This is a genomic window from Corallococcus aberystwythensis (genome assembly GCF_003612165.1).
GTDB classification, from domain to species: domain Bacteria; phylum Myxococcota; class Myxococcia; order Myxococcales; family Myxococcaceae; genus Corallococcus; species Corallococcus aberystwythensis.
In genome coordinates this window covers 1-13687 of record NZ_RAWK01000263.1, presented here as the reverse complement: position 1 = coordinate 13687, position 13687 = coordinate 1, and the positions used below count along the sequence as shown (strand labels likewise).

General features: G+C 69.5%; 16 protein-coding genes. 4 read left to right on the top strand and 12 right to left on the bottom strand.

Annotated features, from left to right (window positions below):
- A partial coding sequence (locus D7W81_RS42585) for a hypothetical protein (RefSeq protein WP_208721559.1) occupies positions 1 to 369 on the top strand: 369 nt, incomplete at its 5' end.
- A gap of 56 nt (positions 370 to 425) precedes the next feature.
- Here D7W81_RS42585 and D7W81_RS32880 read toward each other — a convergent pair.
- The 7 genes from D7W81_RS32880 to D7W81_RS32850 all read right to left on the bottom strand — a co-directional run bounded on the left by D7W81_RS32880 (position 426) and on the right by D7W81_RS32850 (position 5479).
- Positions 426 to 821, bottom strand: coding sequence for a LysM peptidoglycan-binding domain-containing protein (locus D7W81_RS32880; protein WP_120559361.1), 396 nt, complete (start codon positions 819 to 821; stop codon positions 426 to 428).
- Positions 822 to 930: 109 nt separating this feature from the next.
- On the bottom strand, positions 931 to 1878 hold the full coding sequence (locus D7W81_RS32875; RefSeq protein WP_120559360.1) for a hypothetical protein: 948 nt from the start codon (positions 1876 to 1878) through the stop codon (positions 931 to 933).
- An 82-nt stretch (positions 1879 to 1960) separates the two neighbouring features.
- The gene (locus D7W81_RS32870; RefSeq protein ID WP_120559359.1) at positions 1961 to 2347 is read right to left on the bottom strand and encodes a hypothetical protein; all 387 of its coding nucleotides are present in this window, start codon (positions 2345 to 2347) and stop codon (positions 1961 to 1963) included.
- Between the two features lie 127 nt (positions 2348 to 2474).
- On the bottom strand, positions 2475 to 3026 hold the full coding sequence (locus D7W81_RS32865; protein ID WP_120559358.1) for a hypothetical protein: 552 nt from the start codon (positions 3024 to 3026) through the stop codon (positions 2475 to 2477).
- A gap of 90 nt (positions 3027 to 3116) precedes the next feature.
- Positions 3117 to 3911, bottom strand: a complete 795-nt coding sequence (locus D7W81_RS32860; protein ID WP_120559357.1) for a class I SAM-dependent methyltransferase — start codon at positions 3909 to 3911, stop codon at positions 3117 to 3119.
- Positions 3901 to 4677: an SDR family NAD(P)-dependent oxidoreductase gene (locus D7W81_RS32855; RefSeq protein WP_120559356.1), complete on the bottom strand. Its 777-nt coding sequence runs from the start codon at positions 4675 to 4677 to the stop codon at positions 3901 to 3903. Before D7W81_RS32855 ends, D7W81_RS32860 begins: the two co-directional genes overlap by 11 nt.
- 175 nt (positions 4678 to 4852) lie before the next feature.
- Positions 4853 to 5479, bottom strand: a complete 627-nt coding sequence (locus D7W81_RS32850) for a TetR/AcrR family transcriptional regulator C-terminal domain-containing protein (RefSeq protein WP_120559355.1) — start codon at positions 5477 to 5479, stop codon at positions 4853 to 4855.
- 91 nt (positions 5480 to 5570) lie between these two features.
- Between D7W81_RS32850 and D7W81_RS32845 the strand changes: the two genes are divergently transcribed.
- Positions 5571 to 7019, top strand: coding sequence for an FAD-dependent monooxygenase (locus D7W81_RS32845; protein WP_120559354.1), 1449 nt, complete (start codon positions 5571 to 5573; stop codon positions 7017 to 7019).
- Between the two features lie 129 nt (positions 7020 to 7148).
- On the opposite strand, the gene kce is transcribed toward D7W81_RS32845, so the two are convergent.
- The 5 genes from kce to kamD are packed head-to-tail and all read right to left on the bottom strand — an operon-like array spanning position 7149 to position 11190.
- Positions 7149 to 7976 (bottom strand): 3-keto-5-aminohexanoate cleavage enzyme, encoded by an 828-nt coding sequence (gene kce / locus D7W81_RS32840; protein WP_120559353.1) that lies wholly within the window; start codon positions 7974 to 7976, stop codon positions 7149 to 7151.
- The gene (gene kal / locus D7W81_RS32835) at positions 7973 to 8371 is read right to left on the bottom strand and encodes a 3-aminobutyryl-CoA ammonia lyase (protein WP_014396341.1); all 399 of its coding nucleotides are present in this window, start codon (positions 8369 to 8371) and stop codon (positions 7973 to 7975) included. Before kal ends, kce begins: the two co-directional genes overlap by 4 nt.
- Complete coding sequence (gene kamE / locus D7W81_RS32830) at positions 8368 to 9153, bottom strand: lysine 5,6-aminomutase subunit beta (RefSeq protein ID WP_120559352.1); 786 nt, start codon at positions 9151 to 9153, stop codon at positions 8368 to 8370. Before kamE ends, kal begins: the two co-directional genes overlap by 4 nt.
- A 4-nt stretch (positions 9154 to 9157) precedes the next feature.
- On the bottom strand, positions 9158 to 9643 hold the full coding sequence (locus D7W81_RS32825; protein ID WP_120559351.1) for a hypothetical protein: 486 nt from the start codon (positions 9641 to 9643) through the stop codon (positions 9158 to 9160).
- Positions 9640 to 11190, bottom strand: coding sequence for a lysine 5,6-aminomutase subunit alpha (gene kamD / locus D7W81_RS32820; RefSeq protein ID WP_120559350.1), 1551 nt, complete (start codon positions 11188 to 11190; stop codon positions 9640 to 9642). The genes D7W81_RS32825 and kamD overlap by 4 nt, the downstream gene beginning before the upstream one ends.
- 334 nt (positions 11191 to 11524) lie before the next feature.
- On the opposite strand from kamD, the gene D7W81_RS32815 reads away from it, so the two are divergent.
- Both D7W81_RS32815 and D7W81_RS32810 read left to right on the top strand, forming a co-directional pair.
- Positions 11525 to 13051, top strand: coding sequence for a catalase (locus D7W81_RS32815; protein ID WP_120559349.1), 1527 nt, complete (start codon positions 11525 to 11527; stop codon positions 13049 to 13051).
- 77 nt (positions 13052 to 13128) lie between these two features.
- The coding region (locus tag D7W81_RS32810) for an ankyrin repeat domain-containing protein (RefSeq protein WP_147445704.1) at positions 13129 to 13687 on the top strand (559 nt) is incomplete at its 3' end.

Sequence of the window (13687 nt, the reverse complement as noted above, 5' to 3'; positions counted from 1 at the left end):
GGTGGTGGTGGTGGTGGCGGCAGCAACGGCGCGTGCGCCTATTACGATTCGAACCTGAACCGCGTGCTCTGTGACCACCGCACGAGCGCCTCCAGCTGTTCGGGCAAGTGGATGGGCAGCGGCACCAACTGCTCCGGCCTCAAGTGCTCGAGCGGCACGGATCCCTTCAGCTGCACCGTGTCGGGTGGAGGCTCGGGAGGAACCTGCACGGCCACCTACCAGGGCCCCACCGGCGATGCGCAGGTCTATACCCAGTGCGCGTCCGTCTGGAACTACCGCTGCCAGCAGAAGAACAACAACGCCGCGGACCAGAACTGCCTCGTCTACGACTCGCTGGAGGCGACGGTGGAGTGCCCGTACTGCCCATGAGCCGAGGGCCGGCGGGCCGCGAGACAGCGGTCCACCGGCACCGGTAGCGCCGGAGCTCAGGCGCGGTTGGCGATGGTCTTCGGCGGCAGCTTGAGCACCTGGCCCACCTTGATGTGGTCCGGGTCCTTGAGCTGGTCCTTGTTGGCCTCGAAGATCTTCGTGTACAGCTTCATGTCCCCGTAGATGTCCTTGGCCAGCTTGCTGAGCGTGTCGCCGGACTTCACGGTGTGCAGGCCGTAGGGCTCTGTGTTGGTCACGGTGAGCATGACCATGAGCTCATCGTTCCACTTCGGGTGCTTCGCCTTGATCTGATCCCACATGCGATCGCGGTCAAAGGCGTGGTCGACAGAGCCCTTGATGACGAGCTTGCCGTTCTCTTCGCGCGTTTCGATCTTCGCGCCCACGCTCTTCGCCACGTCCAGCACGTCCTGGTAGTCGTTCTGCAACGCCATTCGCGTCCTCCTGTCGAGAGGCCGCGAACTTAGGCACCCTGCCCGCAGGCGGTGCTGGACCGCCGCGAAGGGCCTGAACAAAGCTCAACAGTGCGGTGGCGAAAGCTGTTCAGAGCACCACGTCCGCGCCGGGTTCCGGTTCGGCCTTCAGCGCCTCGGGCGGAGCGAAGGTGCCGTCCGGCCGCAGCTCGCGCAGGACCTCCTCCTTGCTCAGGCGCACCGCGCGGATGGTGCCGTCGGGGGACAGCGCGTAGACGCAGTCCTGATCCGCCGCGCCAACGAAGAGTCCGCCCAGCGAGGGATAGAGCATCACCAGCGCGAGCTCCGTCTCCAGCGGCCCCGGGAGGAGCACGTGCGCGTGCGCGGAGAACGGAGGCCGCTCGCCGTCCGCGTCCGGCGCGATGGACACGGGGATGAGCCCCTGGTGCAGGGGCAGTTCCTGGAGCTTCTGACGGCCGTCGGGGCTGAACTTGAAGCGGAAGTCGCCGCCCAGCAGGTACAGGTTCGAGTCGTCGAAGCCCTGGAGCACGTAGACGGTGATGCCGCCGTCCTCCTCCACCACGACGGGGTTGAGCTGCTTGCGGCCGTGCACCTGGAAGACGCGCTCGCAGGCGGCGCTCACCGCGCGGGCCAGGGCGTCCATGCCCTCGGGCAGGGACTCGACGGGGAAGTCCTCCATCTCGCCGGAGAACTCGATGGGCGCGCGGTACGCGTACGCGGGGACGAACGTTTCCTGGGGGTTGAAGCGGCCGAAGACGGCGTACCAGGCATTGCCGCGCGGCACGGTGAAGAACCAGTTCATCCGCGTGCGGTCCAGGTCCGGACGCGCGAGCAGCAGGTCCGTGGCGCGGATGGCGCCCTGCTCCGATTCGACGATGTACCGGGCGCGCTTCTGCACGCGCTGGAGCTCCGCGTCCGTCACCAGCACCACCGGCGACTCCGCCGCGTCTGGCGTGTCCACCGGGGCCTGCTGCGCCGCCGCGGCCTGCGTCGCGCTGCGGTGCGCGTGGCAGCCAGCGGTCATTGCGACGAGGGCGACGAGGAGGCTGCGAAGCATGGGGACTCCCGCGGACGAAAGGGCCCGGTCAGTCTGTGCCGGCCGGGGCCCTCGCGTCACGTCCCCCGCTCACGGCGGGACCTCAGGCGCCCTGCTGCGTGGGCGCCAGCGCGGCCTTGATCTTCTGCTTCAGCGCCTTGCGGCGCTCCTTGAACTGCGCACGCTGGGCCTCGTCGACCTGGCCGTTGGCGGCGGCGCGCGCGGCCTTCATCTCCTCGTGGAGCTGCCGGGCCTCCGCCTTGAAGCCGTCCGCCTGGGCCTGCGAGAGGCGCCCCTCGGCGACCTGCTTGTCCAGCCGGTGCTCCATGCGGCCGAACTTGTGGCCCCCACCGCCGTGCTTGCCGCGGCGCCCTTCGCACTGGCCGGTCTTGTTGGCGGAGTCGGACGGCGCGGCCGTCTGGGCGAGCACGGGAACGGCGAGGAGCAGCGTGGCGACGGCGGTACCGCGAAGCATGGACTTGAGCGACATGGTGTGTGGACTCCGGGTTCAGGTCAAAACGCTCCGGGAGCAGCCGTGCAGCCTGCTTCCCGTCGCGCTCTGACACTCAAAACCCCGGAGCCCGCCGAAGGTTAAATCGCCTCCGGAAAGCCGCTGGCTACTGGCAGTCCGCCATGCCGTAGGTGAAGTCCTGGCGCGGGGTGTGGCCCGGGTCCTGGTTGATGGCCGCGATGCTCAGGTCCGTGTACGACACCGTCTGCGTGCCACCGATGACCATCTGGGTGCGCTGCACGCGCGTGGTGGACAGCACCACCTTGCCCGTCGTGCCGCCGGGCTCGATGCGGAAGCAGTTCAGGATGCGAGGGTCCACCGTGGAACGGTTGCACCGCGTGTACTGCCCCAGCACCGTGCGCTGCTCGTACGTGCAGCGGCAGTCCCACGGGTCGTAGGCTTCCGTCACCGTGGCCGCCTCGTAGCCCGTGGCCGTCTGGACCACCTCCAGGTAGCTGCCGTCCTGCGGCTGCGTGCAGCGCAGCACCGTGTCGCCCACCGCGCCCTGCTTCACCTCCGCCAGCGAGGGCTCCACCGGCACCTGGGCGCCAGCTTCGATGGCGTTCAGCGGATCCCTCGCGCCCGTGCCCTCACAGCCCAGGCCCAGCACCGACACACCCATCAGCAACACAGCGGAGAGACGCAGCGACAGCTTCATGGACGGCTCCTACGAAAGGGGGATGTCCGGGAGGACCCGGACTCCGCTCCTGTAGGCTTTCACCGCTCCCGAGCGCAACGCTCTTCTGTGTCACGAACGCGAGGCGGGCTTCAGGGCCCGGGTGGCCATGAAGGTGGGCAGGAACCTGGAGAGCAGGTCGTTCCCCTCGTAACTGTCCTCGAACAGGTGCGTGAGCACGAAGCCCGCCGCCATCTGTCCGCCCAGCTGGTCCTCCAGCGAGTGGCCCACGACCATGGGCTCGTCCTTGTCGGTGTACCGGCGGCGCTCCTCGTCGGAGAGGCTGGTGAAGTCGGAGTACGGCATCGTGTACTTGAGCCGCATCACGCCCTTCTCCTCCTCGGCCGGGTCGAAGAGGTAGCGCACCGGGTTGCAGATGCCCGACAGGAGCACGCCACCCGGGCGCAGCACGCGAAAGGCCTCGCGCCACACCGGAAGGATCTCCGCCGCGAAGCAGTTGGAGCACGGGTGGAAGATGAGGTCGAAGCTCCCATCGGCGAAGGCGGACAGGTCCCGCATGTCGCCCTCCACGTACTGGAGCATCAGCCCCTCGCGCTCGGCCACCTTCCGGTCCTGCCCCAGCTGCGCGGGTGAGTTGTCGAACACGGTGACGCGCGCCCCCGCCGCCGCGAGCACCGGGCACTGCTGGCCCCCCGCGCTCGCCAGGCCCAGCACGTCCTTGTCCTTCAGGTCTCCGAACCACGCGCGCGGCACGGGCTTCGTCGGGGTGAGCACCACGCTCCAGTCACCGCGCCTCGCGGCGGCGATGGCCTCAGGAGACACCGGCACCGTCCACTTGTTGCCCCGCCCCACCTCGCCGTTCCACGCCTCGCGGTTGTACGTCCGCACGTCCAGGTCAGTCTTCATGCAGCACCCTTCCTTCCATGCCTCCAGCCACGGTGACGACTTCCCCCGTCACGTGTCCGGAGATGCGATCCGACGCCAGCGTCACCACGACGCGCGCCACGTCCTCCGGCTGCCCCACCTTGCGCAGCGGCATCGTCCGCGTGACGCGGCCGACGAACTCCGGGTCGCCCAGCTTCGCGCGGTTGCGGTCCACCGCCGTCCAGCCCGGGCACACCACGTTGACGCGCCCCATGGGCGCGATGCGGTGCAGTTCGTTCTTCAGGCTCTTCACGAAGCCCGCAGCCAGCGCGCCCTTCGCCGCCGCGTAGTCCGTGTGGCCCGCTTCACCGAAGAGCCCCGCCGTGGAGCTGATGATGACGATGGTGCCCGTGCCCGTGGTCTCCACGTGGCGCAGGAACGCGCGGCAGCTCAGGAACACGCTGTCCAGGTTCTCCGCCAGCGTGCGCCGCCAGCGCTCCAGGGACATCTGCCACAGCGCTTCATCCGGCGCGGGATACACGCCGGTGTTGCACACGAGCACGTCCAGCCGGCCCAGATCCTTCACCGCCTGGGGCACCAGCGCGTCCACGTCCGCCTCCACCGTGAGGTCCGCGCGCACGGCCGCGCCGCCCACCTCGCGCGCGAGCGCCGCCGCCTTCTCCTGACTGCGGTGGTAGTGCACCGCCACCCTGGCGCCCTCGCCCGCGAACGCGCGCACCAGCGCGGAACCGATGCCGCCCGCGCCCCCCGTCACCAGCACACCCTTGCCCTGCAGTCCCGTGTCCATCGCTTCGCGGCTCCTCGTGGGCTCCCGTCAGGCCGGGAGGAATGCGCGGCATGATGCCCGAGCCATCCAGTGCGGACAGCCGGGACGGAGGGACGGTGTCGCCTGGAGCGTCGTCAGATGCGCTGCGGGCCGGGCAGCGGGACGAAATGCACCGCGGGATCCTGACCGCGCCGCGCTACGGCGTGGACAGCCGCGCGCGGATGCCCGCGACGAGCAGGTCCAATCCGAAGGCGAACCGGCTGTCGAAGTCCCGGTCCAGGATGGCGTCCACCGCGCCGGCTGCGTGCGGATACCGCTCCGAGGCGAGCTGACGCAGCGCCCCTTCCCGCGCCTTCGCTTCGGCGTCCTGCGCGGTGAAGCCCTGCTCCTCGATGGTGAAGCCCAGCACGTAGTCGAGCACGCTGAAGGCGGCCCAGCCCGCCTCGCGGGGCCCGAGTCCCGCCCGGCCCAGCGCGCCGATGACCGTGTCGCTGACGCGCAGCGTGTGCTCGGAGACGACGATGGTTCCGGCGTAGACGCGGGCGCCATCCCGGTGGGACAGGAACGCGCGCCGCAGTTCCTCCGCCACGGTGCGCACCACCGCCCCCCACGGTGACTCCGCCGTCAGCGTCCGCGCCACGTCCCGCACCAACGTGTCCGCCATCGCGTCCAGCAGGGCCTGCTTGCCCGGGAAGTGCCAGTACAGCGACGGCGCCTGGATGGAGAGCGCCTTGGCCAGGACGCGCATCGTGAGGCCCTCCAGGCCGTGCTCGTCCAGCAGCGTCCACGCCGCCTCCACCACCCGGTCCCGCTGGATTCGCATGCCCTGTCCGGCCCTCGCTGGCTTGACAAACTAACAGCGTTAGTTGATCCCTAACAGCGTTAGTTTGACGCCTTCGGGCGGGAGGTCGGTCATGGCGGAGGTCCTGGATGTGGCTGTGGTGGGAGGAGGTCCCACCGGGCTGTGGCTCGCGTGCGAGCTGGCGCTGGCGGGCGTCCGGGTGGAGCTGTTCGAGCGGCGCGTGGAGGCCGTGCGCGAGTCGCGGGCGCTGACGCTGCATCCGCGCTCGCTGGAGGTGCTGGCGCTGCGCGGGCTGGAGGGGCGGTTCCTGGAGCGGGGACGGCCGCTGCCCACCGGGCACTTCGCGATGCTCGACACGCGCCTGGACTTCAGCGTCCTGGACACGCGCTTCCCCTACACGCTGTTCCTCCCGCAGGCGGTGACGGAGGCCCTGCTGGAGGAACGGGCACGTGAGCTGGGCGTGGTCATCCGGCGCGGTCACACCGTGGAGGCGCTGCGCCAGGACGAAGCGGGCGTGGACCTGGAGGGCTCCGCGGACGCGGGCACCTTCCGGATCCGCGCACGCTTCGTGGTGGGCGCGGACGGGGCCCGGAGCGCGGTACGGAGGCTTTCGGGCATCCCCTTCCCGGGGACGGACGTGACGCGCACGGCGATGCTGGGGGATGTGACGTTGGGCGCGCCGCCAGCCCAACCGGTCCTCGGCATCGCGACCGAGCGGGGCGGCGTGATGGTGGTGCCCATGGCCCCGGGCATCCACCGCATCGTCGTCAATGATCCGCTCCGGGAGCAGGCGCCGGTGCGCGAGCCCGTCACGCTGGAGGAACTGAGAGAGAGCACGCTGCGCATCGCGGGCGCGGACTTCGGTATGCGGGAGCCCCGGTGGCTGTCGCGCTTCGGCAACGAGACGCGGCTCGCGGAGCGCTATCGCGAGGGGCGCGTGCTGCTGGCCGGAGATGCCGCGCACATCCACTTCCCGGCGGGTGGGCAGGGGCTCAACGTCGGCCTGCAGGACGCGATGAACCTGGGATGGAAGCTCGCGGCGGTGGTGAAGGACGGCGCGCCGGAGGCACTGCTCGACAGCTACTCGCGCGAGCGCCGGCCCGTGGGCGAGGCGCTGATCCACAACACGCTGGCGCAGACCGCCCTCATGGGTGCCACGCGGGAGACGTTGGCCCTGCGCGCGATGCTGAGCGGCCTGCTCCGGGAGCCGGCGCTGAACCGCCAGCTCGCGAACAACATCGGGGCGCTCGACGTGGGCTATGCGCCGCTGGAGGTGCCCGCGCCGGAGGTGACGCTGCTCCCGGAGTGGAGTGGCCGGCGGCTGAGCGACGTGGAGCTCGGCGCGAACACACGGCTCTACGCGGCGCTGCACCCGGGCCGGTGGCTGCTGCTGGGCCTGGGCGAGGATGAGTCACGCCCCCTGCCCCGCTGGGAGCCCGGCTGGCCATCCCAGGTGAAGACGCTGCGCGCACGGGGCTCCACGCGACGCGGGGACCTCGAAGGCGTGGGCGGCTTGCTCGTGCGCCCTGACGGCCACGTCGGCTGGGCCTGGGCCGCCTGAGCAGCCCTGCTGGCGCGAAGCCTCTCGGGCGAGCCGGCGGTCAGCGGCCCGTGGCACACGCTTGAGCGGGCACGCTCGAAACACGGGAGGCCCGGGGCGTCGTCCGCTCCCGGGCCTTCGCGCCGCGGATCAGCCCAGGCGCAGCAGCTGCCGGGCCTGCTCGGGGGTCGCGAGCTCACGGCCGGCGGCACGGGCCCGCTTCGCGGCCTCCGCCACCAGCTCGTAGTTGCCCTTCGCGAGCACGCCCTTGGACAGGTAGATGTTGTCCTCCAGGCCCACGCGCGCGTTGCCGCCGCGCTTCGCGGCCTCTTCCACGAACGGGAGCTGCTGGCGCCCCACGCCCGCCACCGTCCAGGAGCTTCCCTCCGGCAGCGAGGCGATCATGAAGTCCAGCACCTCCGGCCTCGCCTGGAGCGTGCCCGGCACGCCCAGCACGAAGTCGAAGTGCGCCGGCAGGTCCACCAGGCCTTCCTTCGCCAGGTAGCGCGCCTCGTCGATCATCCCGACGTCGAAGCACTCCAGCTCCGGCTTGAGGCCGATGCTCTTGATGCGCTTCGCGATGTCGCGCACCAGCGGCCTCGGGTTCCAGAACACCTCTTCCCCGAAGTTCACCGTGCCCGTGGTGAGCGTGGCCATGTCCGGCTTGTCCGCGCCGGTGAGCGTCAGCCCGCCGCACCGCTCGTTCACGTCCATGCCCACCGCGCCGCCCGTGGACACCTGGACGAGCACGTCCGTGCGCTTGCGGATGGCGCGGATGGCCGCGCGGAACAGCTCCGCGTCCTGCGACGGCTTTCCCTCCGCCGTACGCACGTGGATGTGCACCATCGCCGCGCCGGCCTCGCGGCACTTCGCCGCGTCCTCGGCGATCTCCTCCGCGGTGATGGGCAGGTACGGCGTCTGCTCGCGCGTCGTCTCCGCGCCCACCAAGGCGGCGGTGAGGACCATGGGCCTGCTCATCGCTTCACCCGCTGCTTGTCCTTCGGAACGACACAGGTGCCGGAAGCGCGGCACACCACCACCGCCTCCGGCAGCACGTCCGCCGCCGAGTCATTCACGTCCGGCCGGGGCTTGATGACCTTGCGAGCCTCGAAGCGCATCTTCCGCGACGTGTTGCCCTCGCTGATGATCTCGCCCTCCGCCTCGATGAAGTCGCCCGCGTACACCGGGGCCAGGAACTCCACGGAGTCGTAGGCGCGAAACAGCCCCTCGTCCCCGTCCGAGCGGATGCACAGCTCCGTGGCCACGTCCCCGAACAGACCGAGCATCCGCGCCCCGTCCACCAGGTTGCCGCCGTAGTGCGCGTCGTGGCTGCCCATGCGCAGCCGCAGTACCGCCTTGGTGCCAGTGCTCACGTGGGTTCCCCCTGGTAGTGGGAGTCCGCGGACTCCGTGCCCTCTTTCTTCATCACCGCGTGCACGATGTAGTTCGCCACGTCGGACGGCTTGGTGCCCGGCCCGAAGCCCGCGTCGAAGCCCAGCTCCAGCGCCAGCTTGTGGTCCACGCGCGGCCCGCCCAGCAGCAAGAGCGTCTTGCCGTGGATGCCCGCCGCCTTCGCCGCGTCGATGAACTGACGCGAGTTGTCCTTGTGCACGTCGCGCTGCGTGACGACCTGCGAGACGAGGATGGCGTCCGCCTGCTTCGCGGTGGCCTTCTTGATGAGGTCCTCGTTGGGCACCTGGCTGCCCAGGTTGAAGGCCTCGAACCCGGGGTAGCGCTCCAGGCCGTAGTCGCCCGCGTAGCCCTTCATGTTCAGGATGGCGTCGATGCCCACCGTGTGCGTGTCCGTGCCCGTGCACGCGCCGAAGACGACGATGCGCCGGCGCACCTTCTCCTTGATGAGCGCGTTGAGGTCGTCGAACCCCATCTTGCGCACCACCACCTCCGGCACGTCGATCTCCGCGTAGTCCAGCGTCACGTTGGAGCGGGCGTAGACGACGAAGAACGTGTACTGGTCCGCCGCGCGCTCGGCGGCGGCCACCTTCACGTCCGTGAAGCCCATCTTCTTCGTGAACTGGGCGGCGGCCTCCTTGGCCTTCTCCGACAGCGGCACCGGCAGCGTGAACGACAGCTGCACCATGCCGTCGTCGCGACGGTCGCCGTAGGGGCGGATGATCTGCTTGCTCGGCTTCACCATCGAACTACCCCTTCTTGTTCTTGGGCGGCGTGAACGACACGCTGGTGCCCACTTTCTCGGCCACCGCGGCGAAACGGTCCTTCTTGCCCTGCTCCATGTAGAAGACCACCGACCACGTCGTCTTCCCGTTGCACCCCACGTACGTCACGGTGTCCACGTTGCCGCTGCCGTCCGGCGCCGCGTCCGTGTCCGTCTTCGTGGCCGCCGGCTGGCCGCCCACCTTCAGCATCGTCCAGCCGTCGCCGCCGATGTTCGCGAGGATCTTCGTGCGGCACAGCTCCGCCCTCATGCCCGCGGTCTGCACCGTGCCCACGTCCACCAGGAAGTACGCGTCGCCCGAGGGCGCCAGGAACTTCTCCGTGCCGTCCATGTTGGAGCGCGTCCACGCGGCCGGGGCCTTCAGCGCCACGTTCTTCACCGTCACGCTGCTCAACGCATCCGCGCTGCCGCCCGCGGCCAGCATCACCGCCACGAAAGTACCCAGGATCATGTCGCCTCCAGCATTTCCAGGAACGGGTTGAAGTAATCCGGCGCCTTCTCCAGCACGCCGTCCAGGCCCTTGCCACCGGTCTCCTCGCGCTTCACGTCACCGAAGCGCCCCTTGCCGATGGCCGCCACCATGCCGTCGGAGTGGCACTCGCGCAGCAGCTCCTCCGCCTTGGCGAAGACCTCCCGCGCGCGGTTGGCGATCTTCCCGTCCTCGCGGACGGTGAACTCCTCGTCGATGCCCCGCGCCGCGCGGTGGATGTACGACGCGGACTTGAGCGCCACGTACCGGTCCGCGAGCAGCGGCGTGTGCATGGCCTCCGTCATCATGCCCAGGAGCTGGATGCCCTGCCGCGTCCAGATGGCCACCAGGTCCGCCATCACGTCGTACGCGTGGCTGAAGAAGATGTCCGTCTCCTTGTGCTTCGTGGGCGGCATGTACTTGAGCGGCGCGTCCGGGAAGCAGCGGCGCACCAGCATCGCCTGGGACAGCTCCAGCAGGAGCGTGTCCTCGCGGTACGGATCGATTTCGTACGAGTGCCCGATGCCCAGCTGCCAGTCCTTGAGGCCCGCGCGCTTGGCGAAGCACTCGTTGATGAACTGGCTGGCGATGACGGTGTGGGCCGCGTCGTAGGCGTCCGCGGTGGTGATGTAGTTATCCTCGCCGGTGTTGATGATGATGCCGGCCAGGGCGCAGATGCGGCGGCTGAAGTACTGGTCGATGAACGTCCGCCGCATGTTGATGTCGCGGAAGAGGATGCCGTACATCGCGTCGTTGAGGAGCATGTCCAGCCGCTCGTACGCCGCGCAGAAGGCGATCTCCGACATGCACAGGCCGGACGAGTAGTTGGTGAGCTGGATGTAGCGCTTGAGCTTGCGGCTCTCGTCATCCAGGGCCTCGCGCATCACGCGGAAGTTCTCCTGGGTGGCGTAGGTGCCGCCGTAGCCCTCCGTCGTCGCGCCGTGGGGCACGTAGTCCAGCAGCGACTGCGCCGTGGAGCGGATGACCGCGATGACGTCCGCGCCCGCCTGCGCCGCCGCGCGTGCCTGGTCCACGTCGTCGTAGATGTTGCCCGTGGCGACGATGACGTACTTGTGCGGCGCGGGGGACATGGGGAACTGCTCGCGCAGGGCGTTGCGCTGGGCGATGCGGGACTTCAACTCCGTCATCGCGGCGCGGGCCTCCTCGCGCACGGCGTCGCGCAGGTTCGCTTCCATCTCCGGCGACAGCGCGCCCAGCTTGTCCGTGGGCAGCGCGGTGATGCGCTCCACGGCGTCCAGCGGGCTGCTGGCGCCCAATTGCAGCGCGCGGCCATACCAGTAGGCGGCGCCCCGGTTGAGCACCCTGGCGGACTGCAGCTTGTCCACCATGAGGTTGGCCAGCGGTACGCCCCGCGTACCCGCGCCGGAGATGCCAAAGAAGCGCAACACGGTGCGCTCATTGGAGACAGTGGTGTTGCGTTGGATGAGGTCGAAGATCGGATTGACGATCTCGTCCGCCAGCTTGCGCGCCTCGGCAATCCGCGCGTCGTCGATAAACGGGCCTGACATGCGCGCACCCTACCCGAGCGCCGCGCCCTTCGGCTCAAGAACCCGGCCCCCCTCACCGACAGCAGACGATGCCGCACCGCGCCTCTCGAATGGCGAGACGCTTCTCACGCGGACATCCCTGCACCGGAATTTCGGTGCACATGCCAGCACCGGCAGGACGGTGGACTCCATCACCGCCATTTCGGTCAAACCACCGAAAGGCCGGTGGATCAACTCAGGCATTTTCGCCCAACCTATTGAATTCACAAGAAACGCAAGGTCGGCACGAGGCGTGCTCTGGAGGTGGTCCGGTCCCCCGTAAACCCCTGGAGTCCCCTTGAACCGACGCCCGTTGATGCTCGCGATCCTGCTGTCTGGCGCCCCCGTCCTCGCCGCCGGCAACCCTCCTCCCATCACCACCGACTCGGGCGCGCCGCTGGGCACGAACCAGAGTTCCAAGACGGCCGGTCCCCGGGGCGGCATCCTCCTGGAGGACTTCGCCCTCATCGAGAAGCTCGCGCGCTTCGACCGCGAGCGCATCCCGGAGCGCGTGGTGCACGCACGCGGCGTGGGCGCGTACGGCTCCTTCGAAAGCTACGGCGACTTCTCCAGCCTCACGCGCGCGTCCGTCTTCTCCCAGAGGGGCAAGAAGACGCCGATGTTCGTGCGCTTCTCCACGGTCATCCATCCCGGCGGCTCACCGGAGACGCTGCGCGACCCGCGCGGCTTCGCGCTGAAGTTCTTCACGGACGAGGGCAACTGGGACCTGGTCGGCAACAACCTGCCTGTCTTCTTCATCCGGGACGCGATGAAGTTCCCGGACATGGTGCACTCGCTGAAGCCGTCCCCGGTCACCAACCGGCAGGACCCGGGCCGCTACTTCGACTTCTTCAGCCACCAGCCGGAATCCACGCACATGCTGACCCAGCTCTATACGGACCTGGGCATCCCGGCGAGCTACCGGCAGATGGACGGCAACGGCGTGCACGCGTTCAAGTTCGTCAACGCCAAGGGCCAGGTGAAGTACGTCAAGTTCAACTGGAAGTCGCAGCAGGGCGTGAAGGGCCTCACCGCGGAGGAGGCCACGAAGCTGGGCGGCGAGGACTTCCAGCACGCCACGCACGACCTCTACACGAACATCCAGGCCGGGAAGTTCCCCTCGTGGGAGCTGAGCGTGCAGGTGCTGGATCCGAAGGACCTGGACAGCTTCGCGTTTGATCCGCTGGACGCCACCAAGGAGTGGCCCAAGGACAGGCTGCCCCCGGTGAAGCTGGGGAAGTTCACCCTCAACAAGATGCCGGACAACTTCTTCGAGGAGACGGAGCAGTCCGCCTTCTCCCCGGGCGTGCTGCCGCCGGGCATCGAGCCGTCCGAGGACCGCCTGCTCCAGGGCCGCCTCTTCTCCTACGCGGACACGCAGCGCTACCGCCTGGGCGCCAACTACCTGTCCCTGCCGGTGAACCGCGCGCGCACCGCGGTGAACAACAACAGCCAGGCCGGCGTGATGAACAGCGGCAACACGAAGTCGGACGTGAACTACGAGCCCAGCGTCACGCGTGAGACGTCGGACACGCCCGCCGCGCTCTTCTCCAACGCGCCGCTGACGGGCACCACGCAGCAGCGTCCCATCGAGAAGACGGACAACTTCTCGCAGGCGGGCGCCTTCTGGTCGTCGCTCGACGCGGGCGGCAAGGAGCGGCTCATCCAGAACCTGGCCGGCGACCTGGGCCAGGTGCGCGACGCGAAGGTCAAGGCGCGCATGGTGGGCCACTTCTACGCGGCCCACGCGGACTACGGCACGCGCCTGGCCAAGGCCGTGAACGTGAAGCTGGACGACGCGAAGGCCACCATTGCCCCGCTCGCCACGCGCGACCAGCCGTGACCTGAAGCCGGGCCGCCGGTGAAGCCACGGCGGCCCTCCCCTGCCCTCCTTCTTTCGTACGCCCTGGAGACGCCCTCATGGTTCGCAAGCTGCTGCTCGGTTCGCTGGGTCTGGTGATGCTGGTGTGCACGGTGCTGACCGCCGCGTGGATGTCCCTGCGCGCCCCGGCGACGCCTGCCGGACGGCTGCTCGCCACCAGTGATGCGGAGCGCTACCTGCTCGCCGCCGCGCGCGAGGGCGAGACGGACATCGTGGAAGGGCTCGTCAAGGCGGGCACGCCCGTGGAGGCCCGTGACTCGCGGGGCTTCTCCCCCCTCATCCTGGCCGCCTACTACGGCCACACGGGGACGGTGAAGGCGCTGCTCGCCGCCGGAGCGGACGCGTGCGCGGGCGACAGCCGCGGCAACACCGCCCTCATGGGCGCCGCCTTCAAGGGCTACGCGGACGTGGTGAAGCTGCTCTCCGCCCAGCCCTGCGCGGTGGACCAGACCAACCGGCTGGGCCAGACGGCCCTGATGTTCGCCGTCCTCTTCGGCCGCACGGAGGTCGCCGACCAGCTGCGCCACCAGGGCGCCTCCCCCGCGATGCGCGACGCCAGCGGCCGCTCCTCGGAGGACTGGGCCCGGACCCAGACCC